This window comes from Streptomyces sp. NPDC005761, from assembly GCF_040630635.1.
Lineage (GTDB): Bacteria > Actinomycetota > Actinomycetes > Streptomycetales > Streptomycetaceae > Streptomyces.
This window is the reverse complement of record NZ_JBEXXX010000006.1, coordinates 42254-65809: the sequence shown is the minus strand read 5'-3', so window position 1 is coordinate 65809 and position 23556 is coordinate 42254. Positions and strand designations below refer to the sequence as shown.

Sequence of the window (23556 nt, the reverse complement as noted above, 5' to 3'; positions counted from 1 at the left end):
GGATGGGTGGCGGGCGGCGTCAGCTGACGCCGAGCCAGCTCTCGATCGGGTGCAGGGCGAAGTAGACGACGAAGATCACCGTCAGCCCCCACATGAAGGCGCCGACCTCACGGGACCGGCCCTGGGCCGCCTTGATGGCGACGTAACTGATGACGCCCGCGGCCACACCGGTGGTGATGGTGTACGTGAACGGCATCAGGACCACGGTCAGGAAGACCGGGATGGCGACGGAGCGGTCGCTCCAGTCCACGTGCCGGGCGTTCTGCATCATCATGGCGCCGATGACGACCAGCGCGGCGGACGCCACCTCGGCCGGCACGATCGCCGTGAGCGGGGTGAAGAACAGGCAGGCGGCGAAGAAGAGACCGGTGACGACGGAGGCGAGCCCGGTCCGGGCGCCCTCCCCGACCCCGGTCGCCGACTCGACGAAGACCGTCTGGCCCGAGCCGCCGGCGACGCCGCCGATCGCACCGCCCGCACCGTCGATGAACAGCGCCTTGGAAAGGCCCGGCATCCGGCCCTTGTCGTCGGCCAGCTTCGCCTCCGTACCGACACCGATGATGGTGGCCATCGCGTCGAAGAAGCCGGCCAGCACCAGGGTGAAGACGATGAACCCGACGGTCATCGCGCCGACGTCGCCCCAGCCGCCGAACTCGACGTCCCCGAAGAGGGAGAAGTCGGGTGACGAGACGGCGGAGCCCTTGAGCTCGGGCGGGCCGCTGCTCCAGATCTTCGGGTCGACGTCGGCGACCTTGTTGATCACCACGGCGACGACCGTGCCGACCACGATGCCGATGAGGATCGCACCGGGGATGTTGCGGGCCTGCAGCATGAAGATCAGCAGCAGGGTCACCGCGAAGACGAGGACGGGCCAGCCGGCGAGTTCGCCGGTCGGGCCGAGGGTCACCGGGGTCGCGGTGCCCTTGCCGACGAAGCCGGCCTTGTAGAGACCGATCAGGGCGATGAAGAGCCCGATACCCATGGTGATGCCGTGCTTCAGCGGAAGCGGGATCGCGTTCATGATCAGCTCACGCAGACCGGTGACCACCAGCAGGCAGATCACCAGCCCGTACATCACGCACATGCCCATGGCCTGCGGCCAGGTCATCTCCGGGGCGACCTGTGAGGACAGGACACCGGAGACGCTGAGTCCCGCGGCGAGCGCGAGGGGGACCTTGCCGACGAAGCCCATCAGCAGGGTGGTCGCCGCGGCCGCGAGTGCGGTGGCGGTGATCAGTCCCGGCTGGCTGAGCAGGTTCCCGTCGACGTCCTTGCCGCCGAGGATGAGCGGGTTGAGCAGCAGGATGTACGCCATGGCCATGAAGGTCGTGACGCCGCCGCGCACTTCGGTCGCGACGGTCGATCCGCGTTCGGATATGTGGAAGTACCGGTCGAGCCACGATCTTCCGGCGGGGACGCGCGAGCCCGGGCCCGCGTCCTCCGCACCGGTCTTCGGTTCCACTGACTGCTGGGTCATGATGCCTGACTCCCAAGGTTCACAGGGGCACCCGCGATGAAGAATGGAGATACGGGATTTGGGATGAATGCTCTGGCTGCACGACCCGGGGGACGGCCCGAGACGAACTGTTCATGCGTGGTGGAGTGGTGCGTACTGCTGATGCTGCGTGAGGGGGGTCAAGGGCCGCGAGCGGTGCGGAACTTGGTTCCTCCGGACGGCGCGCGCCGAGGAAGTGTGACGTTCCCTTCGCACGCGCACCGCCCGGAGAGCTGTGGAGGAGCTCCGGTCAGGTGCCGGTGAGGTGCTCCGGGCGGACCGGGGTCCGGTTGAGCTCCAGCCCCGTCGCGTTCCGGATCGCCGCGAGGACGGCCGGGGTCGACGAGAGGGTGGGGGCCTCACCGATGCCGCGGAGCCCGTACGGGGCGTGCTCGTCGGCGAGTTCGAGCACATCGACCGGGATGGTCGGGGTGTCGAGGATGGTGGGCAGCAGGTAGTCCGTGAAGGACGGGTTGCGCACCTTCGCGGTCTTCGGGTCGACGATGATCTCCTCCATGACCGCGATGCCCATGCCCTGGAGGGTGCCGCCCTGGATCTGCCCGAGGACGGAGAGCGGGTTGAGCGCCTTGCCGACGTCCTGGGCGCAGGCCAGTTCGATGACCTTGACCAGGCCGAGTTCGGTGTCGACCTCGACGACCGCGCGGTGCGCGGCGAAGGAGTACTGGACATGGCCGTTGCCCTGTCCGGTCCGCAGGTCGAAGGCCTCGGTGGGCCGGTGGCGCCACTCCAGCTCGACGTCGACGGCCTCGTCCTCCAGTACATCGGCCAGGTCGGCGAGCACCTCGCCGCCGTCGGTGACGACCTTGCCGCCTTCCAGGAGGAGTTCGGCGGTGGCCCAGGCGGGGTGGTACGTACCGAACTTGCGGCGGCCGATCTCCAGGACCTGTTCCCGGACGGCCTCGCAGGAGTTCTTCACGGCGCCGCCGGTGACGTACGTCTGACGGGACGCCGACGTGGAGCCGGCTGATCCGACCCGGGTGTCGGCCGGGTGGATGGTCACCTGGGAGACGCCCAGTTCGGTACGGGCGATCTGGGCGTGCACGGTGACGCCGCCCTGCCCGACCTCCGCCATGGCGGTGTGCACGGTCGCGACGGGTTCGCCGCCGATGACCTCCATGCGCACCCGGGCGGTGGAGTAGTCGTCGAAGCCCTCGGAGAAGCCGACGTTCTTCAGACCGACGGCGTAGCCGATGCCGCGTACGACGCCTTCGCCGTGCGTGGTGTTGGAGAGTCCGCCGGGCAGGGCGCGGACGTCCGGGTGCTCGCCGGCGCTCTCCCACTGGCGCTCGGGCGGCAGCGGCCTGGCCTTGACCCGGCGCAGCAGTTCGGCGACCGGGGCGGGCGAGTCGACCTGTTGGCCGGTCGGCAGCAGCGTGCCCTGCTCCATGGCGTTGAGCTGCCTGAACTCGACCGGGTCCATGCCCAGTTCGGCGGCGACCTTGTCCATCTGCGCCTCGTAGGCGAAGCAGGCCTGGACCGCGCCGAAGCCGCGCATCGCACCGCACGGCGGGTTGTTGGTGTAGAGGGCGATCGCCTCGATGTCGACGTCGTCGATGACGTACGGGCCGACGGCGAGCGAGGAGGCGTTGCCGACGACGGCCGGGGAGGCGGAGGCGTAGGCGCCGCCGTCCAGCACGATGCGGCACTTCATGTGGGTGAGCTTGCCGTCGCGGGTGGCGCCGTGCTCGTACCAGAGCTTGGCGGGGTGGCGGTGGACGTGCCCGAAGAAGGACTCGAAGCGGTTGTAGACGATCTTCACCGGCTTGCCGGTGCGCAGCGCCAGCAGGCAGGCGTGGATCTGCATCGACAGGTCCTCGCGGCCGCCGAAGGCGCCTCCGACGCCGGAGAGCGTCATGCGGACCTTGTCCTCGGGCAGGCCGAGGACGGGGGCGATCTGGCGGAGGTCGGAGTGCAGCCACTGGGTGGCGACGTACAGGTCGACGCCGCCGTCCTCGGCGGGCACGGCGAGGCCGGACTCGGGGCCGAGGAAGGCCTGGTCCTGCATGCCGAAGACGTACTCACCGCTGACCACGACGTCGGCGCGGGCCTTGGCGGCCTCGGCGTCGCCGCGGACGATGGGCTGCCGGTGGACGATGTTGGGGTGCGGTACGTGGCCGATGTGGTGGTCGTCGCGGCCCTCGTGGATGAGGGGCGCGTCCTCGGCGGTCGCGGAGGCCTCGTCGGTGACGACCGGCAGTTCGCGGTAGTCGATCCTGATCTTCGCCGCGGCGCGGCGGGCCGTCTCCGGGTGGTCGGCAGCGACGAGCGCCACCGGCTCGCCGTGGTGACGGACCCGGCCGTGGGCCAGGACGGGGGTGTCCTGGATCTCCAGGCCGTAGTTCTTCACGGCGGTCGGCAGGTCGTCGTAGGTGAGCACCGCGTAGACGCCGGAGGTGGCGAGGGCCTCGGAGGTGTCGATCGAGACGATCTCGGCGTGCGCGACGGTGGAGCGCAGGGTGTGGCCCCAGAGCATGTCCTCGTGCCACATGTCCGATGAGTAGGCGAACTCGCCGGTGACCTTCAGGATCCCGTCGGGGCGCAGCGTGGACTCGCCGATGCCGCCCTTGGTGCGGGTGCCCTGGTTGATGTTGGTGGGGGAACCGGTGACGCCCATGGCTAGACCGCCTCTTCCGCGCGGGCGGCCGCGAGGCGGACCGCGTCGAGGATCTTCTCGTAGCCGGTGCAGCGGCAGAGGTTGCCGGAGAGCGCCTCGCGGATGTCCGCGTCGGACGGCTCCGGAGTGCGCTCCAGGAGCTCGTCGGCGGCGACCAGCAGCCCGGGGGTGCAGAAGCCGCACTGGACGGCTCCGGCGTCGATGAACGCCTGCTGGATCGGGGAGAGTTCCCCGGTGTCACGGGTGTCGTCGCCGGACGGTTTGGCCTCCCATCGGCGGGCCTTGTCGACCGTGGTGCCGCAGGCGCCGGGGGCGCATCCGGTGCCGGGGTGGGCCTCGGAGCGGTGGGCGGCGAAGTCGGCGAGACCTTCGACGGTGACGACCTCGCGGCCCTCCACCTGGCCGGCGGCGACCAGGCAGGAGCAGACCGGCACGCCGTCCAGGCGGACCGTGCAGGATCCGCACTCGCCCTGCTCGCAGGCGTTCTTGGAGCCGGGCAGGCCCATCCGCTCACGCAGGACGTACAGGAGGGACTCGCCCTCCCAGACGTCGTCGGCCTCGTGACGGCGGCCGTTGACCGTGAAATTGACGCGCATGATCAGGCAGCTCCTTCGGTGCTGCGGCCGTTGCCGCGGTACGTCTCCCAGGTCCAGCCGAGGGTCCGGCGGGCCATGATCCCGACCGCGTGCCGGCGATAGCTCGCGGTGCCGCGCACGTCGTCGATCGGGTTGCAGGCGCCTGCTGCGAGCGTGGCGAACTGCTTGGCGACGGAGGGCGTGATGATGGTCCGGCTGTCCCAGAACCCGCCCTCCTCGAGCGCGGCGTTCAAGAAGTCCTCGGCCTCCTTCGCCCGTACGGGTGTCGGGGCGGCGGATCCGATGCCGGTGCGGACCGTGCGGGTCTCCGGGTGCAGGGCCAGGCCGAAGGCGCAGACGGCGATGACCATGGCGTTGCGGGTGCCGACCTTGGAGTACTGCTGCGGCCCGTCGGCCTTCTTGATGTGGACCGCCCGGATCAGCTCGTCCGGCGCCAGGGCGTTGCGCTTGACGCCGGTGTAGAACTCGTCGATGGGGATCAGCCTGGTTCCGCGGACGGACTCGGCCTCCACCTCGGCGCCCGCGGCGAGCAGCGCCGGGTGTGCGTCACCGGCGGGCGACGCGGTGCCCAGGTTGCCGCCGACGCCGCCGCGGTTGCGGATCTGCGGCGAGGCGACGGTGTGCGAGGCGAGCGCCAGACCCGGCAGCTCGGTCCGCAGGTGCTCCATGATGTGGCTGTACGGGACCGAGGCGCCGAGCCGCACGCTCTCCTGGCCCACCTCCCACTCGGACAGCTCACCGATGCGGTTCAGGTCCAGGAGGTACTCGGGCCGCCGGTGGTCGAAGTTGATCTCGACCATCACATCGGTGCCACCCGCAATGGGCACAGCCGTCGGGTGCTCGGCCTTGGCGGCGAGCGCCTCCTCCCAGCTGGCGGGGCGAAGGAAGTCCATGAGTGGCTCTCTTCTTCTCAATCGGGTTGTTCGCTGGGGCTGGAGACGGCCGGCCCTCGACTTGTTCATGTCTTGTTCACGCGGTGTGTGGCCCAGTACACAAGCCCTGCTCCACCTGGTGCAGTCACCGAAACCATGAAGGAGTTGGCTGGTCTCCGCTCTCGTCTTGTAGATTCGAACGAATGGCGGGGATCGGTGACCTCACCGCAATACCCAGTTTTCACCCGCACCAACGAAAGAGATCGGCGGCGACGAGATGCGGCTGCGCGCACTGCTGGAGACCGACGCGCTGGGCCTGCGGCTGCTCGGCGGCGACGAGGAGCTGGACCGGTCGGTCCGTGGCGTGATGACCACCGACCTGCGGGACCCCAGCCGCTACCTCACGGGGGGCGAGCTGGTGCTGACCGGCCTGGCCTGGCACCGGGACGCCAAGGACTCGGAGCCGTTCGTACGGATCCTGTCGGGGGCGGGGGTCGCCGGGCTCGCGGCGGGCGAGGCGGAGCTCGGCGCCATCCCTGACGATCTGATCGAGGCGTGCCGCCGCCACCGGCTGCCGCTCTTCGCCGTCCATGAGACCGTCGCGTTCGCAACGATCACCGAGTATGTGGTCCGCCAGGTGTCCGGCGAGCGGGCCGGCGACCTGGCGGCGGTGGTGGACCGGCACCGTCGGCTGATGACCTCGGGTCCGGCGGGCGGCGGCCCCGAGGTGGTCCTCGATCTGCTCGGATCCGACCTCGACCTGCACGCCTGGGTGCTCTCACCCACCGGCCGGCAGATCGCGGGCGCGGGCGCGCCGCTGTCCGGACCGGCCGGCGCGGAGCTGGCCGGACTGCATCTGGCCGCGGTGCGCTCGGGCCGGCGCGCGCCGCACCGGGGCACCGTCGACGGGACGACGTATTCGCTCTTCCCGATCCGCAACAACGGCCGGGGCGCCGTGCCGGCCTCCCGCGATGTGCGGGAGTCGGTGCTCTCCGACTGGCTGCTGGCCGTCGAGGCCGATGCGAGCGACTGGCCGGCCGCCAGGCTCGATCTGCTCCAGGGCGTCACCCAGCTGATCGCGGTGGAGCGGGACCGGCGCGACGCGGCCCGTACGGTGCGCCGCAGACTCGCCCAGGAGGTTCTGGAGCTGGTCCAGGCGGGCGCCCCGCCCGCCGAGATCGCCGCCAGGCTGCGGGTGGCCGCCCCGGTCCTGCTGCCGGGCCTCGGCACCGCGCCGCACTGGCAGGTGGTGGTGGCCCGGGTCGAGTGGGACGAGACGGACGCGCCCGGCGGTGCCGGTTCCGGGATCGCGGGCGGCCCGGTCGCCCAGGCGCTGCTGGAGGAGATCCTGGTCGATCCGGCCGTGACGGGCCCGGATTCCGCGGACAGGATCGCGGTCGCCCACACGGGTGACGAGGCCATCGCGCTCGTACCGCTGCCCGCTCCGGCCGCCGCTCCGCCGGAAGCGGAGGAGGACGGCGGGGAGGCGCCGGTGGACGACCCCGCGCTGCACGCCGACGCCCTGCTGGCCGCCGTGCGCGCGCCGCTCTCCGCGGGCCTCGCCGACGACGGGCGGCTGACACTGGGTGTCAGCGCCTCGGTTCACTCCCCCGAAGGGCTGCGTGGCGCCCTGGAGGAGGCCCGGCACGCCCGCCGGGTGGCGGCGGCCCGGCCGGGGCGGGTCTGCGCGGCCGGCCACCACGAGCTGGCCTCGCACGTACTGCTGCTGCCGTTCGTCCCCGACGACGTGCGTCGCGCGTTCACCGCACGGCTGCTCGACCCGTTGCGCGACTACGACCGGCGTCACCGCGCGGAACTCATCCCGACCTTGGAGGCCTTCCTGGACTGCGACGGTTCATGGACCCGTTGCGCGGCCCGGCTGCACCTCCACGTCAACACGCTGCGCTACCGCGTCGGGCGAATCGAGCAGTTGACGGGGCGTGACCTTTCGCGCCTCGAGGACAAGCTCGATTTCTTCCTCGCCCTGCGTATGAGCTGACGTCCGGGGGCCGCGGAGGCCCCCGCGGCGTCCCGCCGATTGTGAAAAGTTTCACCTGACATTGCTTCGACCTCTTGGCCCGGCGTGCCATTCCGTGCTGTGATGCGGCCAGACTCAACAGCTCGATGGCGCGCTCGGGGAGGGCAATGTGGCGGATACCGCCATGTCTGGTTCCGGAACGACAGCAGATGACGATCCGCCGCTCCAGACAGCGGTATGGCGGCTGCGGTCACGCGCCTGCTGGACGGACGCCGCGGCACTGCTCGAACACGATGCCGCCACCGACCCGGCCGCCGCGCTCCAGCGCACGGCGCTGCTGACCGAGCGGTGTCTCTACACCGGGCAGGGCTGGACCGACGCGGAGGACGCGCTGCGCACCTCCGAAGCGATGGCCCAGGACGACTCCGAGCGGGGGGCTGCCGCCTGCGAGCGCGGCTATCTCGCCTATGCCTCCACCCTGCTCGGCGTACGGGACCGGGCGGACGAGGCGCGGGTGGCACTGAGCCGCGCCGCGGCACTTCTGGCCCCGGCCGCACCGGGCCGTCCGCTGCTCGACTTCCGGCGGGGCCTGATCGCACAGAACATCGCCGACTCGCCGCAGGCCGCCCGCGCCGCGTACCGCAGGGCCCACGCGGGCGCCACGGCCCAGGGGGACGCGTTGCTGCTCTCCTCCACCTGGCGCCATCTGGCCCTGATCGCCCTGCGCGAGGGCGAGTTGGCGGAAGCGAGACACGGCTTCGCGGAGTCCCTGCGGATAAGGGAGGAGCTGGGCTATCTGGTCGGTACGGCCCCGGCGCTCATCGCGATGGCGGACGCCGAACCCGAACCGGAGGCCGCGACGCGGCTGCGCGCCGAGGCGGGCCGGCTGTTCCGGCTGCTCGGTGGCGTGCCGACCTGGCTGGCCCCGCACCTGGACCCTCCGGGGCCGGGGACCGCTGAGGCGAACTGAGACCACGGGCGCGGGCCCGGCGTCAGCCGCCGGAGCCCGCGAAGTGTTCTCGTACGAGCGACTGCACGACGGCCACGTCCTGGGCGATCAGCGCGTCCAGGAGGGCCGTGTGCTCCGAGGCGTCCGCCAGCAGATCTGCGCGGCGGGTGACGGGGTTGCCCTCCAGGGGCCACTGGGAGCGGCGGTGCAGCTCGTCGGCCACCATCACCAGCTGGGCGTTGCCCGCCAGCGCGAGCACCGCTCCGTGGAAGGCCCGGTCGGCCTCCGCGTAGCTCGCCCGGTCACCGACGGCGGCCGCCGCGACGGTGGCGTCCGCCAGCGGGCGCAGGGCGCACCAGGCGGCCGGCGGCACGGTGCGGGCGAGCCGCAGCATGACGGGGACTTCGAGCAGCGCCCGCACCTCGGCCAGCTCGGCCAGCTCGCCCGGACCGCGCTCGGCGACCCGGAAGCCTCGGTTCGGCACGACCTCGACGGCCCCTTCCACGGCCAGCTGCTGCATGGCCTCGCGGACGGGTGTGGCGGAGACCCCGAAGCGGGCGCCGAGCGCCGGGGCGGAGTAGACCTGCCCGGGAATCAGCTCGCCGTCGACGAGGGCGGCGCGCAGGGCGTCCAGGATCTGGCCACGGACGGAATGCCGCTGCACCGGGGGCCGGGGGGCGGGCGGCTCGCTGTGGGTGTGCTCGCCGCGGGCCTGCTCGGGCACCCGGAGGGACGAGGAGGCGGAAGCGGAGGACGCGTGCGGTGACCACACGTCCTCACGGGCTCTGCCCTGCTCCACGGGTACCTCCTCGGCCGGTCGCGGACGCTGCTCGCATGCGCGGCGCCTCCTGTGCACGATAGGCGGAGGAGGCTGCAGTTCAAACATCGATCACATCGGGTAAGGTAAGGCTTACCTGCAAACGATCGCGATTCGGTGGTCCCTGCATGACCCTCCCCACCCTGCTTCCGGGCACGACGACCTCGGCACTGACGGACGCGTACGCGCGTCTGGCCGAGGTCTTTCCCGGCCTGCGCGCCGAGGCGCTCACGGACAGCGAGCCCACCCCCGGCGGGACCGGCTGGGTGGGCGCCCACGAGCTCGCGGCCGGGGGCAGCGGACTCGACGCCTTCCTCGCCTGGGACGACGCACAGGTACTGCGGGACTACGGGCAGCGGGCCCGGCCCGACGTGGTCGCCGGCTTCGGCCTCCACCGGTACGCCTGGCCGGCCTGTCTGCTGGTGACGGTGCCGTGGTTCCTGCACCGACGGGTGCCCCGGATCCCGGTCGAGGACGTCGCCTTCCATCGGGCGCTGGGCCACCTGACCGTTCGGGTGCGGGAATTCGCCTGCCTGCCCGGCGATCCGGCGGCGGACCTGCCGGGTGCGCGCGTCGTGGCGGACGAGACCGCGCTGCGTGCCGAAGTGCTCGCGTCCGTGGCCGAACACCTCGGCCCGGTGCTCGACGGCTTCGGCCCGCGGATGCGACGCGGCAAGCGGGCCCTGTGGGGCATGGCCACGGACGAGATCGTCGAGGGGCTCTGGTACATCGCCCATCTCCTCGGTGAGGAGCGGCGCGCGATGGCCGAGCTGGAGGCCCTCCTGCCGGGCACCACCAAGCCGTACGTCGGCACGGCGGGCTTCCGCGAACTGACCGGCCCGGACGGCGAGTCGCTGCCCACCCGGGACCGCGCGAGCTGCTGCATGTTCTACACGCTGCGTCCCGAGGACACCTGTGTCACCTGCCCGCGCACCTGCGACGCGGACCGGGTCCGGAAGCTGACGCCCGCCCCTTGAGCGCCTCCCGTCCGGATCGGGCCGGGCTCGTGGAGTCCTCCCCGATCCGGACGAACCCGCGGGCCGTCCGGTGATTCGGGGCCGGGCGGCCCTGATCCACACCGCCCGCAAGGGTGGCGTGAATCGAACACACCTCCCCTGCGACATACGGGCATTCGACCAGATCGCGGATATCCGTCGGCTCTGCCACCCCATTGGCGTTCTCTTGCCCCGAAACCGCCTGTACGCGTGGCAATCCCCGGCACGATGGCGGCCGAAACGCCCTATCGCGACGCAAGGGACCGCGCATGAGACTGACCGACATATCGCTTGACTGGCTGCTTCCGGCTGCCGTGCTGCTGGCGGGGGTCATGGCGGCGGTGGCGGTGGTCGCGCGCGGAAAGCGCGCCTCTGACACATCCGCGGCCGACGACACCTGGGAACGCAGCGAGGAACGGCGCAGACGCAAGGAAGCGCTCTACGCCACCGCTTCGTACGTCCTGTTGTTCTGCTGCGCGGCGGTCGCCGCCGCGCTCTCCTTCCACGGGCTCGTCGGCTTCGGCACGCAGAACCTCGGCCTCTCCGGGGGCTGGGAGTACCTGGTGCCGTTCGGGCTCGACGGGGCGGCGATGTTCTGCTCCGTGCTCGCTGTCCGTGAGGCCAGCCACGGCGACGCGGCGCTCGGTTCACGGCTGCTCGTGTGGACCTTCGCCGGTGCGGCCGCCTGGTTCAACTGGGTGCACGCGCCGCGCGGCCTGAACCACGCGGGCGCTCCGCACTTCTTCGCGGGGATGTCCCTCTCGGCGGCCGTGCTCTTCGACCGGGCGCTGAAGCAGACCCGCGTGGCCGCGCTGCGCGAACAGGGCCTGGTGCCCCGTCCGCTGCCGCAGATCCGGATCGTACGGTGGCTGCGCGCGCCCCGGGAGACCTTCGGCGCCTGGTCGCTGATGCTCCTCGAAGGCGTGCGCACGCTGGACGAAGCGGTCGACGAGGTCCGTGAGGACCGCCGGGAGAAGGAGCAGAACCGTCTCCGCAGGAGAGACCAGGAGAAGCTGGACCGGGCACAGATCAAGGCCCTGAACCGGCAGAACCGGGCCTGGGGACGGGTCGGCCGGGGCGGCGCCCAGGTCGACGTCCAGGCCATCGGCCCCGCGACGGGCTCCGCGCAGTCCGTCACGGAGCCCGCCATATCCGAGCCGGGTCAGCTGCCCCTCAGACCCCGGCCATCCCTGCAAGCCGTCAACGGCCCGAACTCCAGAGACGTCCCGGAACTGAACGCGACTGATCCGAGAGCCGTCGACCTCACCGCCGAGGACGACACCCAGGCGCTGCCCCGGCTCGACTCGCTGGAGCAGAAGCTGAAGGACCTGGAGCAGCAGTTCGGCTGATGTATCGGCCGGCGGCCCTGCGGGACACGGCCCTGACGATCCGGCGTGATCGTCAGGGCCGTTCGCCGTCCAGTTCGAACCAGACCACCTTGCCCAGGGCGTGCGGGCTGATCCCCCAGGAGTCCGCGAGGCTCTCCACGAGCACCAGTCCCCTGCCGTGCGTACCGTCGTCGGCGTCCGGTACGTATGACGCGGGCATGCCCGGGACGAAGTCCCGTACCTCCACACGCAGTCTCTGCGGTGCCACGCTCACGGCGACGACCGCTCCGTCGTCCGTGTGGACCAGCGCGTTGGTCACGAGCTCGCTGAGCAGCAGCTCGGCCACCTGCGCAGGCTCCTCGCTCCATCGATACCGCAGTAACTCCCGAACCGCTCCCCGCACTTCTGAGATGGCCGCCACATCGGCACGGCCGACTCTGCGATGCAGTCGGGCCAGTTCCTGACGCTCCATCGTTTCCCCCGCCCACACAGTGAATCGCCCCCTGTCCTCGAAGGTGCTCACGCAATGCATGCCCCGCCTACGGGCTGTCACGCTTGCAGCGCGGCACGGGAAGAAATGGGGCAGGGTCTCCCCGCGGGCGCCGGGCGGTTTCTCCAGCCCGCTCGCAGCGGTAGCTGCCGCCACAGCCGTTGTTCCGGGCGCACCGCCGTCGAGAGTGAAGCCATTCCGCCCAGCCCGGTGCGAGCGGCGACGGAGTGCACGGCATTTACCGTCTCCTCGGTTAACACCCGAAAAATTCACCCTTGTTGGCGTTGACGGAACAGTATCTACGCGCGTCATCATGGTGGCTATGCGAATCCCCCCACGGATCACCACGCTCGGCGGCGTCGCCGCCCTCCTGTCCGTCCTCTTCGTCGGCGGCCCCGTCACCGCGACCGCCGCCACCACCTCCGTCGGCAGCGTCTGTTACTCCGCGCTGCCGTCCCAGGCCCACGACACCCTCGATCTCATCGACTCCGGCGGCCCCTTCCCGTACGACCAGGACGGGACCGTCTTCCAGAACCGCGAGGGCGTCCTGCCCGGACAGAGCACCGGGTACTACCACGAGTACACCGTCATCACCCCCGGCTCCCCGACCCGCGGTGCGCGACGCATCGTCACGGGCGAGGAGGTCCAGGAGGACTACTACACCGCCGACCACTACGAGACCTTCGACCTCGTCGACCACGGCTGCTGAGACCCCCGGTCCGGTCCGCGCCGTAGTCCCCCACCTGCGGCGCGGATCACCGGACCGGCGTGCTTGTACGCTCGCCCCATGACCGTGACCTATGTGATCGACGGCTCCGAGGTCACCGGCCTGGAGCGCTTCTGGGACGTGATCGGCGAGGCGGTGAACGGGCCCGGCGGCTATTTCGGCCGGGGTCTCGACTCCTTCGCGGACTGTCTGAGGGGCGGCATGGGCACGCCGGACGACGGCGACTTCGTCTTCGAGTGGCGGGACCACGCGCTGTCCGCGCGCGCCCTGGCCCATGCCGAGACCGCGCGCCACCTCCGCGTCCTGCTGGGCCGGGCCCATGCGAGCAACCTGCCGCGGCTGCGGCAGGAACTGGCTCGGGCGGAGGCCGGCGCGGGGCCGACGCTCTTCGACCGGCTGCTCGAGATCATCCGGGCCGAGACGGCCCCGGGCGCCCTGCGACTGCTCTGAGGGCCACGGTTGCGGCCGGCCGCAACCGTGGCCCCCGGGCCGGTCAGTACTGCGTGGAGACCTTCACTCCGCCGAAGTCCTGCACTGCGTACAGGCTGATGTAGTGGGCGCCTGGCGCAGGGTTCTCGACCGTCAGCGTGTGAGCGTTTCCGCTGCCGGTCGAACGTGATGTGTAGGCCCCGGTGGTGGCCCAGCCGTTCGCGTTGTAGTAGAGGTCGGCGTCACCCGTGCCGCCACTCGTGGTGATCTTCAGCCGGGTGGTTCCGGCAGGCACGTAGAGGTACAGGTAGGAGTAGTTGCCCCGGCCGGCCTGCTGTCCGCTCCGGGCGCAGTCCTGGCCGAGTTCGCGGACGTCGCCCGCGGTGCACTCGGCCGACGGCTCGATGGTGCCGCAACTGCCCGCAGCGCACGCCGTCAGCCAGGTGTTCCAGTCGGAGTCGTAGCGGCTGCCGATGGTGGACGTGAGCAGGGTGCGGGCGCCGCTCCAGTCGCCGCTGCGGTAGAGGCCCAGCAGGCGGTCCACGTCCGCGCGGTGCGACTGGAGCATGTAACGGACAGCCAGGTAGCCCCAGTTGTAGATGCGCGTCTGGTCGGCGTTCTCGTAGGTGGTGTCGAACAGCGAGCGCAGGGTGTAGGTGTGCGCGGCGGCCTGGGTGACGGCGTCGTCGTAGGTGACGTCACGGTAGGAGTAGGAGACGTACTCCGCGAAGCCCTCGACCCACCAGATCGTCGGCGTGGTGATGTTCGCGTCGAAGTCACCGGCCATGTCGAACCGGCCGTCGAGGTAGTGCGTGTACTCGTGGTTGAGGTTCCAGATCTGGAAGGCGGGGCGCACCCATTCGGCCTCGTAGGCGATGAAGCGCGGCTGGTTTCCGGCCGCTGCCGGGTCGCCCTCCAGGTACATGCCGCCGTTGTCGGTGTCGATGCCGTAGACGGCTCCGGCGTAGGTCTGGTAGTCCGTGCTCGAATCGAAGACGACCACCTCGATGGTGGTGTTCCTGTCGTTCGCGACGGGGCCGTTGTCGCGTGCCACCGCGTGGAAGTAGGCGTCCTGCCCCCGCAGGCTGGTGCAGGCCGCCGAGAGGTCGGCCGAGGACATCTGCTGGGCGAGGATACGGATGCTGTCGCTGCAGGTGTACCGGACGGGAAGGACGGCGCTCCGGATCCGCGCCGCCAGGTCGCAGGTGTTGTACGCGGTGCAGTTCTCGCGGTCGTAGTAGTCGGTCATCTCGGCGAGCCCGACCCAGAGCGGTGCGGTGGGTCCGGTCAGCGAGCTGCGGCCGAGGAGGTCGATGACGAGCGGCCGGGCCTTTGGCCGCAGCGGTTCCTCCTGGAGGAAGCGCCCGAGTTCCCGCCCGGCGTTGGAGGTCAGGTACGAACGGTCCGTGCCCAGCAGGTCGAGGTGGTCGCGGGCGAACCCTGCGAGCGAGTCGAGCAGGCTCGGGTCGGCCTGGACGGCGCTGACGAACGCGGGCAGTTGGTGGCCCCGGAAGGTCACGGTGTAGACGTTGTTGACCGCGTTGAGCATGTACCAGGAGCTGTTGTACGAGGAGTTGTAGCCGGCGAGCAGGCGCTTGACGACGTACAGGTAGCGGTCGTTCTGCTCGGCGCTGTCGATGAGGATGACGGCCTCGGCCAAGGTCTCCCCGTTGGCGTCCGTGACGTCGCGCGAGTGCGCGGAGGCGAAGAAGGCGTCGAGCCCGCCCTGGATCGCGGTGCGCAGCGGGGCGCCGTAGGAACCGACGGTGCCGGGGTCGTAGTACTGCACGTAGTAGCCGGCCCGGAGGAAGAGCACCAGCTGCGGCATTCCGGTACTGCTGTCACCCGGGTAGGCGGCCGATCCGTCGCGCAGGGCGGCCGCGACGCTGACCATCTGGGCCTCACGGAAGGCGAGGTAGCCGTCGTTGCCCTTGACTCCGAACAGGGTGTTGACGCAATCGGTCGTCGACGACCTGACCTGCTGCACCAGGGCGCTGCCGGTGCGGCTGGTGAAGTCGGAGACGGAGCACGCGGCGGCCGGGGCAAGGCCGGCGGCCTTCGCGGCGGAGCGGGCCTTGGTCCTCATCGACGGGGCCGGATGGCTCGACGTGGTGGCCCGGGGGTCGTCGTAGTCGCGCTTCAGCGCGTCCTTGGACGCGGTCTGCGGGGCCCGGTCAGCAGGCTTCAGGGCGGTGCCGCCCCAGTGGGCGGCGTCCTGTACGGGTGCGGTGAGGGACTGCGCGGCGGGGCCGCCCGGCTCGGGCGCCCCGGGGTCAACGACCCTGTCCGCGGCGGCAGTCGTGTGAACGGCCGTCGGCGCGGAGGGCCGCGGCTCGGCGGCCCGGCTCGGTGCGGCGAGCAGGCCGACACCCAGACAGGCGGCCAGGGCCACGGTGGACAGGCCGGTGAATCTCTGTCGAACCATACGGTTCTTCACGTGCCGCCTCCCAGCGGTGTGGTGCCGCGCGACGGTGCGCGGCGTGGGGGATGGTGCGGGCGGGGCCGACGGGTGGTCCATGAACCAGCCCATGACATGAACACGACCTCAACCGCGACCGCCTGTACAATGGCACATGTCACATGTTCTTTGGAAGGCGCTGGGCGCACATTCATCTGCGCGCCAACTCCCGTCCGCGGCGCTCTGCTTGCGGGCGATGCCGCTTCAGCCCGAGGAGTTCCGCCCCGTGACCGAGCCCCGACTCCCCGTCGGCAGCCACGACCTGCCGGTGTCACCGGCCCTGGACGCTTTCATGCGTACGAGCTGGGCCGAGGCCCCGCTCCCGGCCGGCTCCCGCGTCGCCGCCCACGCCCTCACACCGGCCCGTCGCGCCCGCGTCGCCGCACGGTTCCCGGGCGAACGGCTCGTCGTTCCGGCGGGCTCCCCCTCCGCCCGGCCCCTCCACGCCGACAGCCGTTTCCGGCCGCACACCGCGTACGCCTGGCTCACCGGTCTCACCGACGAGGACCAGGCCGGCCATGTGCTGGTCCTGGAACCGGACGGGGACGCACGCCATGAGGCGGTCCTGTACGTGAGACCCGGCTCGCCCCGCAGCAGTCAGGAGTTCCACCACGCGCACGGGGAGTTCTGGGTCGGCCGCAGACCCGGCCTGGCCGAGACCGCCGCGCTCACCGGCATCCGGTGCGAGCACAGGGCCGCGTGGGACAAGCTCCTGACCGCCACCCAGCCCCCGACGCGAGTCCTCACCGGCGTGGATCCATCCATCGACGCCTGGCTCGGCGACGCCCGCCGGCTGCCCGCACTGCGGTGCGCCCCGGCCGGGCTCGACTCCGTGATCGACGAGCTCAGGCTCGTCAAGGACTCATGGGAGCAGGGCCAGTTGCAGCGAGCCGTCGATGCGACGACCGCCGGGTTCGAGGACGTCGTGCGCTCCCTCCCGCAGGCCGTCGCCGACCCGCGCGGCGAGCGCCGGGTGGAGGGAGTCTTCGGGCTGCGGGCCCGGCTCGAAGGCCACGGCCCCGGCTTTCCGACCGTCGCCGCCGCCGGTGACCACGCGTGTGTGCTGCGCCGGACCCGCAACGACGGCCCGTTGGAGCGTGGCCGATTGCTGCTGCTGGACGCGGGCGTGGCGACCGATTCCCTCTACACGGCCGACATCACCCGCACGATCCCGCTGTCCGGCACCTTCACCCCCGTCCAGCGCAGCGTGTACGAACTGGTGCTGGCCGCACAGGACGCGGGCATCGCGGCGCTGCGGCCGGGCGCCCGGTTCCATGACTTCCACGAAGCCGCCATGCATGTCATCGCCGAGGGTCTGCACGAGTGGGGCGTACTCGCGATGCCGGCGGAAGAGGCACTCGCGCCCGGGAACGGCTTCCACCGCCGCTACACCCTGTGCGGCAGCGGTCACATGCTGGGCATGGACGTCCACGACTGCGCGCGGGCCCGCCCCGGGATCTACCCGGACGGGGTCCTGGAGACGGGACAGGTACTCACTGTGGGGCCGGGGCTCTACCTCCGGCCGGACGACGAGACGCTGCCGCGCTCGCTCCGGGGCACCGGCGTCCGGATCGAGGACGACCTGGTGATCACGAGGGACGGCGCCCGCCTCATGTCGTCCGCGCTCCCCCGCACTCCGGACGGTGTCGAGGCCTGGATGGCGGGGCTGCTGGACAGCTGAGGGCGGGGGCGGCGGCCGCAGGCGTGGCGCGCCGGGACGGACCGGCGACGAGGCGTCCGGCGCCATGGACTCGAACCCGGCCGTCCGGCCCAGGCGACCGGGGCCGCCCCGCGCGCCCAGGGAGGGCCACAAACCGCGGGGCTCCGCGGAGGTCTCAGACCTCTTGGGACGGCACCGCTTCGGGTCCCTCGCCGTCGCCGTCGGCCGTGGCCTGCCGGCCGTCGGCCCACAGCGACCGGACATGGGACATATGAGCGAGCATGCAGGCCTCGGCCCCCGGCGCGTCCCCGGCCACGACCAGGTCCAGCAGCTGTACGTGCTCCTGCGCGGAGGCGATCAACTGCCCCGACTCGGCAAGCCGGTTCAGGCCGAACAGCCGGGAGCGCTTGCGTAGTTCGCCGACCTCCTCGACCAGTCGGCGGTTCCCGGCCAGTGCCAGCAGTGCGAGGTGGAAGCGGCGGTCCGCCTCCAGGTAGCCGAGGATGTCGTGCCGCCGCGCGGCCTCGACGATCTCCAGCGCCACGGGCCGCAGCGCCTCCAACTCCTGGGTGAGGCCCATCCGTGCGATCCGGCCCACGGTGGGGACCTCGATCATGGCGCGGAGTTCGGTGAAGTCGTCGAGGTCCTGCTCGGTGAGTTCGGTGATCCGGAAGCCCTTGTTGCGGACGGCCTCGACCAGGCCCTCCCGGGCCAGGTCGAGCATCGCCTCACGGACGGGCGTCGCCGAGACTCCGAACTCGGAGGCGAGCGCGGGTGCGGAGTAGACGGTCCCGGGCTTCAGTTCACCGGAGATGAGTGCCGCCCGCAGCGCGTGCGCCACCTGGTCGCGCAGGTGCTCCTGAGCCGAGATCACATTGAGGGACGTCAGGCGGGCCATGTCTGTTCCTCCAGGACCGTGCGGAGCCCAAGAATACAATGTGACGTTGTCCGCGATGGACTGGGTGGATCACAGCAGGAACCCTTCGGGGAACGGGTCCGCCGGATCGAGGAAGTACTGTGCGGTGCCCGTGATCCAGGCGCGGCCCGTGACGGTGGGGACCACGGCGGGCAGCGTGCCCACGGTGGTTTCCGCGATGAGCCGGCCGGTGAACCTGGTGCCGATGAACGACTCGTTGACGAAGTCGGTCTCCAGGGCCAGTTCGCCCCGCGCGTGCAGTTGGGCCATGCGCGCGGAGGTACCGGTGCCGCACGGCGAGCGGTCGAACCAGCCGGGGTGGATGGCCATGGCGTGCCGGGAGCGGACGGCGTCCGAACCGGGGGCGATCAGCTGGACGTGCTTGAGCCCGTGGATGGCGGGGTCGAGCGGATGGACCGGGCGGTCGGTCTCGTTGACCGCGTCCATCAGGGCGAGCCCGGCGGCCAGCAGTTCGTCCTTGCGGGACCGGTCGAACGGCAGGCCCAGGTCGTCCAGGTGAACCATCGCGTAGAAGTTGCCGCCGTACGCCAGGTCGTACGGCACGGTGCCGTGCCCGGGGACCTTCGCCGTGAGACCGAGTCCTGCGCTGAAGGAGGGGACGTTGGTGAGCGTGACGGAGGTGGCGGCGCCGCCCTCGACCCGGACCTCGACGCTCACCAGTCCGGCGGGGGTGTCCAGCCGTACGGTGGTGACCGGTTCGGTGACCTCCACCATGCCGGTCTCCACCAGGACGGTGGCCACCCCGATGGTGCCGTGGCCGCACATCGGCAGACAGCCGGAGACCTCCATGAACAGGACCCCGAAGTCTGCGTCGGGCCGGGTCGGAGGCTGGAGCACGGCCCCGCTCATGGCGGCGTGCCCGCGCGGCTCGTACATCAGCAGGGTGCGCACCGTGTCCCGGTGCGCCATGAAGTGGGCGCGGCGCTCGGCCATGGTGGCGCCGGGCAGTGTGCCGATTCCGCCGGTGATCACCCGGGTCGGCATGCCCTCGGTGTGCGAGTCGACGGCGTGGAAGATGTGACGCGTGCGCAAAGGTCCCCCTCGGTCGTCCGCCGGTCCGGTACGACGATCCCGCCGACGGGTGTCTGCTGTGGTCACGGTTGGGGTGGCGGGTCAGTCCAGGCCCTCGGCCAGGGCCTTCTCGGTGGCCGCGCGCACGGCCGCCAGGGATCCGGTGTCGAGCGGCAGGCGGGGCGGCCGGGTGGGACCTCCGTGACGTCCGACGATGTCCATCGACGCCTTGATGGCCTGGACGAACTCCGGCTTGGAGTCCCAGCGCAGCAGGGGGTGCAGCCGCCGGTACAGCGGCAGTGCCGTCTCCAGGTCCCCGGACACGGCGGCCCGGTACAGCGCGACGCAGCCGGCGGGCAGCATGTTGGGGCAGCCCGCGATCCAGCCGACGGCCCCGGCCACGGCGAGCTCCAGCAGGACGTCGTCGGCGCCGACCAGGAGGTCGAGCCCCGGCGCCTCCTCGGCGATCTCGTACGCCCTGCGGACATCCCCGCTGAACTCCTTGACCGCGACGACGGAACCCTCCGCATGGAGCTGGGCGAGCAGCCGCGGTGTCAGGTCCACCTTGGTGTCGTACGGATTGTTGTACGCGACGACCGGCAGTCCCACCGAGGCGACCTCCGCGTAGTGCGCGCGCACCGCCGCCTCCTCGCACGCGTATCCGTTGGGCGGCAGCAGCAGGACGGATCCGGCACCGGCCTCGGCCGCCTGCTCGGCGCGGCGCCGCGACTGGGTGCTGTCGTAGGCGGAGACACCGGGCATCACCCTGGCTCCGTCCCCGGCCGCCTCCACGGCCACGCGTACCACCTGGTCGCGCTCCTCGTCCGTGAGCGTCTGGTACTCCCCCAGCGAGCCGTTGGGCACCACCCCGTCGCAGCCTGCGGCGACGAGGTCGTGCACATGTGCGGCGTACGCGTCGAAGTCGATGGACCGGTCCTCGCGCAGGGTCAGCGGTGTGGCGACCATGACGCCCCGCCAAGGGCTGGTCCGTACGGGCGTGTTCGTGGTCATGAGGGCTCCTTGAGAGGTGTGGTGGAAGTGGTGACGGCGAGGGGCGCGGTGCGTGCCCTCACGTGTCCTCGGGTCGGAAGGCGCGGGCGAGTACGGAGAGGGGCACCGGGCCGGCGAGCGGGCGGCGGTCGGGGGCCCCGGCTTCCGCGGCGCACCCGGCGAGTTCCCGCACGGCGAATCCGCACGTCCGGCCCTGGCACCAGCCCATCCCGGCCCGGGTGAGGAGCTTGACCGTGCGGCTGTCCCCCGCGCCGAGTTCCCCGACGGCCGTGCGGATCGCGCCGGTGGTGACCTCCTCGCACCGGCAGACCTCGGTGTCCGCCGCGGTCCAGGCGGTCCAGCCCGGCCCCGGCCGGTGCACGGCACCCATGAGGGCGGCGAACGCGCGCATGCGGCGCCGGGCCCGCAGGAGCGCCGCCGTGCGGGCCCGGCCCCGGCCGCCGCGGGCGCCGCGGGCTTCCGTGACCACGGAGTGGGCGGCCAGTTCGCCCTCGGTCAGGGCGAGGTGGACACCGCCGATGCCGCCGGTCTCGCCCGCGGCCCAGACGCCGGGCACGGTGGTGCGCAGTTCCTCGTCGAGTACCAGCGCGGCCGAGCCGTCCGCGCCGCACCGGGTGGCGCAGCCGAGCCCCACCGCGAGGTCGAGCTGGGGCACCAGCCCGTGCCCGACGGCCAGGACGTCGCAGTCGATGCGGCGCCCGGTCCCTGGGACCGGGCGCCAGTCGCGGTCCAGCCGGCTGACCGTGACGCCCTCCACCCGGCCGGCGCCGTGGACGGCGGTGACCGCCCGGTGCGTCAGCGGCCGGACCCGGTGCCGCGCCAGCGCCGCAGCGTGCCTGGCCCCTTCCACGAGCCGGCCCGGGTCGGCGCCCAGCACCAGGGGCGCTCGCGCGTACGCGCCGTAGCCGGAGGCCTCCACCAGCGCGGGCACCCGGGCGCCCGCCCGGGCGAGGGAGACCGCGACGGCCTGCAGCAGCGGACCGCTCCCGGCGACGACGATGCGCCGGCCCGGCAGCACCAGGCCCGACTTCAGCATGGCCTGTGCCCCGGCTGCTCCGACGACGCCCGGCAGCGTCCAGCCGGGGAAGGGCAGCTGACGCTCGTAGGAGCCGGTCGCGATCAGCAGGCGGCGGGCGTCGAGGGCGGTGGCCCCGTCCTGGCTGTCCGGCCCGGTGACCGCGTGCAGCCTCCAGTCCGCTCCGCTCCGCTCCACGGCCCACACGTGGTGGCCGGAAAGGTGGCGGATCCGGCCCGCCGAGCGGTGCCGGTCGAGCCGTGCGGTGAGGGCCGCGAACTCTGCCCAGCCGTGGTGCAGGGCTTCGGGCCGCAGGGCGCCGATGCCGGGGGCGGGGGCGCGGTAGTACTGGCCGCCCGGTGCGTCCGCGGCGTCGAGCAGGACCACGTCGACTCCGCCGTCGGCCGCGGTGACCGCGGCGGCCAGCCCGGCGGGTCCGGCTCCCACCACCGCCAGTTCGGTGCGGTCCGGCCGGGCGGCGGACGGTTCAGCGGGCGGGACCGGCATGACCGTCCCCTTCCTGTGTGGTGACGGCGTCGCCGGGGCGGGCGGGCAGCAGGCAGGCGCGTCGGTTGGGCCTGCCGTTGACGGTGGCCAGGCATTCGAAACAGGAGCCGATCCCGCAGAAGGCGCCCCGCGGCCGTCCGTTCACGCGGGTGGTGCGCCAGGTGAGGACGGAGGCGTTCCAGAGCGCGGCCGCGATGCTCTGGCCGGGCAGGGCCCGGACCGGGCGGCCGTCGAAGGTGATCTCGAAACCGGGGCCGGGCCGGGCGCCGGCCAGGGCCGCCGGGGTTCGCGCGGCCGTACGGATGCGGGGACGTCTCACCAGGGGCTCCTGCTCGGTCGGCGGTCGGGCGGTCCCGGCCGTCAGCGGACTTCTCGGGGCGTACGGCGGTGCGTCGGCGGCATCAGCCGCCGGGGCCGGCACCCGCGTCGAACCGGTCCGGGCGGAACGGCCGCGGGTCCAGGGCCGGTTCCTCCCCCCGGATCGCGGCAGTGACCAGCGCGGCGGTGGCGGGAGCGAGTCCGATCCCCGCGCCCTCGTGACCGCAGGCGTGGAAGAGGCCCGGCACCCTTCGGTCGGGCCCGATCGCCGGAAGGTGGTCGGGCAGGTAGGGGCGGAAGCCGTGGTAGGCCCGCAGCACCCGGGCGTCGGCCAGGACCGGGAAGAGCGCTGCCGCCGCCGCGGCCAGTCTGCTGACCACCGGGACGGACAACGTCCGGTCGAAGCCCACCCGTTCGCGGCTGGCGCCGATGAGGACCGGCCCTGACGGGGTGCCTTCCACCACGGGCGAGGTCTGCAGGGCGGCCGATGCGCTCGACACGTCGGCGACGTACTCCGCCGCGTACACCTTGTGCCGGATCAGGCGCGGCAACGGCTCGGTCACCAGGACGAAACCGCGCCGGGGAAGCACGGGCAGTTCCACGCCGGCCAGGGCGGCCAGTTCGCCGCCCCGCACACCCGTCGCGTTGACCACGGCGGGGGCGAGCAGGTCGCCCGCCCCGGTCCGTACGCCCCGCACCGCGCCCGTCGGCCCGGTCAGCACGGTGGTGACCGCCTGCCCCGGATGGAAGCTCGCTCCGGAGTCGCGGGCCGCACGGACGAGGTGGGCCGCAGCCAGGGCCGGCTGCACCTGGGCGTCCTGTGGGTAGAGGACGCCGCCGGCGAGTCCGGGAGCCAAGTGCGGTTCGAACTCGCGGAGTTCGTCCGCCGCCACCGCTGTGGTCAGTACCCCTGCCGCGCGCTGTCCGGTGGCGGTCGCGGTCAGGGTGGTCAGCGAATCGGGTCCCGCCGCGACGACCAGCCCGCCCTTCTGTTCGAACTCGACCGCAGGGGGCAGGACTTCGGCCAGCTCCAGCCAGAGCGCGGCGGACAGGAGCGCCAGGTCCAGCTCCGGACCCGGCTCCTTGTCGGAGACCAGGAGGTTCCCCTCCCCGGCTCCGGTGGTGCCGCCTGCGACCGGTCCGCTGTCCACCACCGCGACCGACAGGCCGGACCGGGCGGCGTAGTACGCGCAGGCGGCACCGACGACTCCGGCGCCGACGACGACCACGTCCAAAGGCTGTCTCGTGAACACGCCAGTAATATGTCACATTGCTCAGAGGGCGCCTAGAGGGCGTCAGGGAACTTCCTCTGACGCCCCGTCACCCAC

20 protein-coding genes are annotated in these 23556 nt (G+C 72.1%); 7 read left to right on the top strand and 13 right to left on the bottom strand.

Annotation, left to right across the window (positions count from 1 at the left end; all coding sequences use genetic code 11):
• Positions 1-19: 19 nt before the first annotated feature.
• The 4 genes from ABZ434_RS08090 to ABZ434_RS08075 all read right to left on the bottom strand — a co-directional run bounded on the left by ABZ434_RS08090 (position 20) and on the right by ABZ434_RS08075 (position 5619).
• A complete protein-coding gene (locus tag ABZ434_RS08090) occupies positions 20-1477 on the bottom strand; it encodes an NCS2 family permease (RefSeq protein ID WP_359132984.1) in 1458 nt (485 codons plus the stop codon).
• A gap of 268 nt (positions 1478-1745) precedes the next feature.
• Complete coding sequence (locus ABZ434_RS08085) at positions 1746-4130, bottom strand: molybdopterin cofactor-binding domain-containing protein (RefSeq protein WP_359132982.1); 2385 nt, start codon at positions 4128-4130, stop codon at positions 1746-1748.
• A 2-nt stretch (positions 4131-4132) separates the two neighbouring features.
• Positions 4133-4726, bottom strand: a complete 594-nt coding sequence (locus ABZ434_RS08080; RefSeq protein WP_359132980.1) for a (2Fe-2S)-binding protein — start codon at positions 4724-4726, stop codon at positions 4133-4135.
• A 2-nt stretch (positions 4727-4728) separates the two neighbouring features.
• Complete coding sequence (locus ABZ434_RS08075; protein WP_359132978.1) at positions 4729-5619, bottom strand: xanthine dehydrogenase family protein subunit M; 891 nt, start codon at positions 5617-5619, stop codon at positions 4729-4731.
• A 256-nt stretch (positions 5620-5875) separates the two neighbouring features.
• Between ABZ434_RS08075 and ABZ434_RS08070 the strand changes: the two genes are divergently transcribed.
• Together ABZ434_RS08070 and ABZ434_RS08065 are read left to right on the top strand one after the other, a co-directional pair.
• Positions 5876-7597, top strand: a complete 1722-nt coding sequence (locus ABZ434_RS08070) for a PucR family transcriptional regulator ligand-binding domain-containing protein (RefSeq protein WP_359132976.1) — start codon at positions 5876-5878, stop codon at positions 7595-7597.
• Between the two features lie 163 nt (positions 7598-7760).
• Entirely contained in the window at positions 7761-8546 is a 786-nt protein-coding gene (locus ABZ434_RS08065) for a hypothetical protein (RefSeq protein WP_359132974.1), read from the top strand.
• Positions 8547-8568: 22 nt separating this feature from the next.
• Here the strand turns inward: ABZ434_RS08065 and ABZ434_RS08060 are convergent, their stop codons facing one another.
• Positions 8569-9324, bottom strand: a complete 756-nt coding sequence (locus ABZ434_RS08060) for a GntR family transcriptional regulator (protein WP_359132973.1) — start codon at positions 9322-9324, stop codon at positions 8569-8571.
• A gap of 146 nt (positions 9325-9470) precedes the next feature.
• On the opposite strand from ABZ434_RS08060, the gene ABZ434_RS08055 reads away from it, so the two are divergent.
• On the top strand, positions 9471-10319 hold the full coding sequence (locus tag ABZ434_RS08055) for a (2Fe-2S)-binding protein (RefSeq protein WP_359132972.1): 849 nt from the start codon (positions 9471-9473) through the stop codon (positions 10317-10319).
• 287 nt (positions 10320-10606) lie between these two features.
• Positions 10607-11686, top strand: a complete 1080-nt coding sequence (locus tag ABZ434_RS08050) for a DUF2637 domain-containing protein (RefSeq protein WP_359132970.1) — start codon at positions 10607-10609, stop codon at positions 11684-11686.
• 52 nt (positions 11687-11738) lie between these two features.
• Here the strand turns inward: ABZ434_RS08050 and ABZ434_RS08045 are convergent, their stop codons facing one another.
• Positions 11739-12137, bottom strand: a complete 399-nt coding sequence (locus ABZ434_RS08045; protein WP_359132968.1) for an ATP-binding protein — start codon at positions 12135-12137, stop codon at positions 11739-11741.
• A gap of 340 nt (positions 12138-12477) precedes the next feature.
• On the opposite strand from ABZ434_RS08045, the gene ABZ434_RS08040 reads away from it, so the two are divergent.
• Positions 12478-12864 carry a ribonuclease domain-containing protein gene (locus ABZ434_RS08040; RefSeq protein ID WP_359132966.1) on the top strand — a complete coding sequence of 129 codons (387 nt, stop codon included), beginning with the start codon at positions 12478-12480 and terminating at the stop codon, positions 12862-12864.
• A 78-nt stretch (positions 12865-12942) separates the two neighbouring features.
• Entirely contained in the window at positions 12943-13332 is a 390-nt protein-coding gene (locus ABZ434_RS08035; protein ID WP_359132965.1) for a barstar family protein, read from the top strand.
• A gap of 43 nt (positions 13333-13375) precedes the next feature.
• Here the strand turns inward: ABZ434_RS08035 and ABZ434_RS08030 are convergent, their stop codons facing one another.
• The gene (locus ABZ434_RS08030; RefSeq protein WP_359132964.1) at positions 13376-15736 is read right to left on the bottom strand and encodes a collagenase; all 2361 of its coding nucleotides are present in this window, start codon (positions 15734-15736) and stop codon (positions 13376-13378) included.
• Positions 15737-15995: 259 nt separating this feature from the next.
• Here ABZ434_RS08030 and ABZ434_RS08025 point away from each other — a divergent pair, with 259 nt between their 5' ends.
• Positions 15996-17450 (top strand): aminopeptidase P N-terminal domain-containing protein, encoded by a 1455-nt coding sequence (locus tag ABZ434_RS08025; RefSeq protein WP_359132962.1) that lies wholly within the window; start codon positions 15996-15998, stop codon positions 17448-17450.
• Positions 17451-17604: 154 nt separating this feature from the next.
• Here the strand turns inward: ABZ434_RS08025 and ABZ434_RS08020 are convergent, their stop codons facing one another.
• The 6 genes from ABZ434_RS08020 to ABZ434_RS07995 all read right to left on the bottom strand — a co-directional run bounded on the left by ABZ434_RS08020 (position 17605) and on the right by ABZ434_RS07995 (position 23481).
• The gene (locus ABZ434_RS08020) at positions 17605-18327 is read right to left on the bottom strand and encodes a GntR family transcriptional regulator (RefSeq protein ID WP_359132960.1); all 723 of its coding nucleotides are present in this window, start codon (positions 18325-18327) and stop codon (positions 17605-17607) included.
• 69 nt (positions 18328-18396) lie between these two features.
• Entirely contained in the window at positions 18397-19398 is a 1002-nt protein-coding gene (locus tag ABZ434_RS08015; protein WP_359132958.1) for a proline racemase family protein, read from the bottom strand.
• 81 nt (positions 19399-19479) lie between these two features.
• The gene (locus ABZ434_RS08010; protein ID WP_359132957.1) at positions 19480-20388 is read right to left on the bottom strand and encodes a dihydrodipicolinate synthase family protein; all 909 of its coding nucleotides are present in this window, start codon (positions 20386-20388) and stop codon (positions 19480-19482) included.
• A 58-nt stretch (positions 20389-20446) separates the two neighbouring features.
• Positions 20447-21910 (bottom strand): NAD(P)/FAD-dependent oxidoreductase, encoded by a 1464-nt coding sequence (locus ABZ434_RS08005; RefSeq protein ID WP_359132956.1) that lies wholly within the window; start codon positions 21908-21910, stop codon positions 20447-20449.
• Positions 21891-22229 carry a (2Fe-2S)-binding protein gene (locus ABZ434_RS08000; protein WP_359132955.1) on the bottom strand — a complete coding sequence of 113 codons (339 nt, stop codon included), beginning with the start codon at positions 22227-22229 and terminating at the stop codon, positions 21891-21893. The genes ABZ434_RS08005 and ABZ434_RS08000 overlap by 20 nt, the downstream gene beginning before the upstream one ends.
• A gap of 82 nt (positions 22230-22311) precedes the next feature.
• A complete protein-coding gene (locus tag ABZ434_RS07995; RefSeq protein WP_359132953.1) occupies positions 22312-23481 on the bottom strand; it encodes an FAD-binding oxidoreductase in 1170 nt (389 codons plus the stop codon).
• Positions 23482-23556 lie beyond the last annotated feature (75 nt).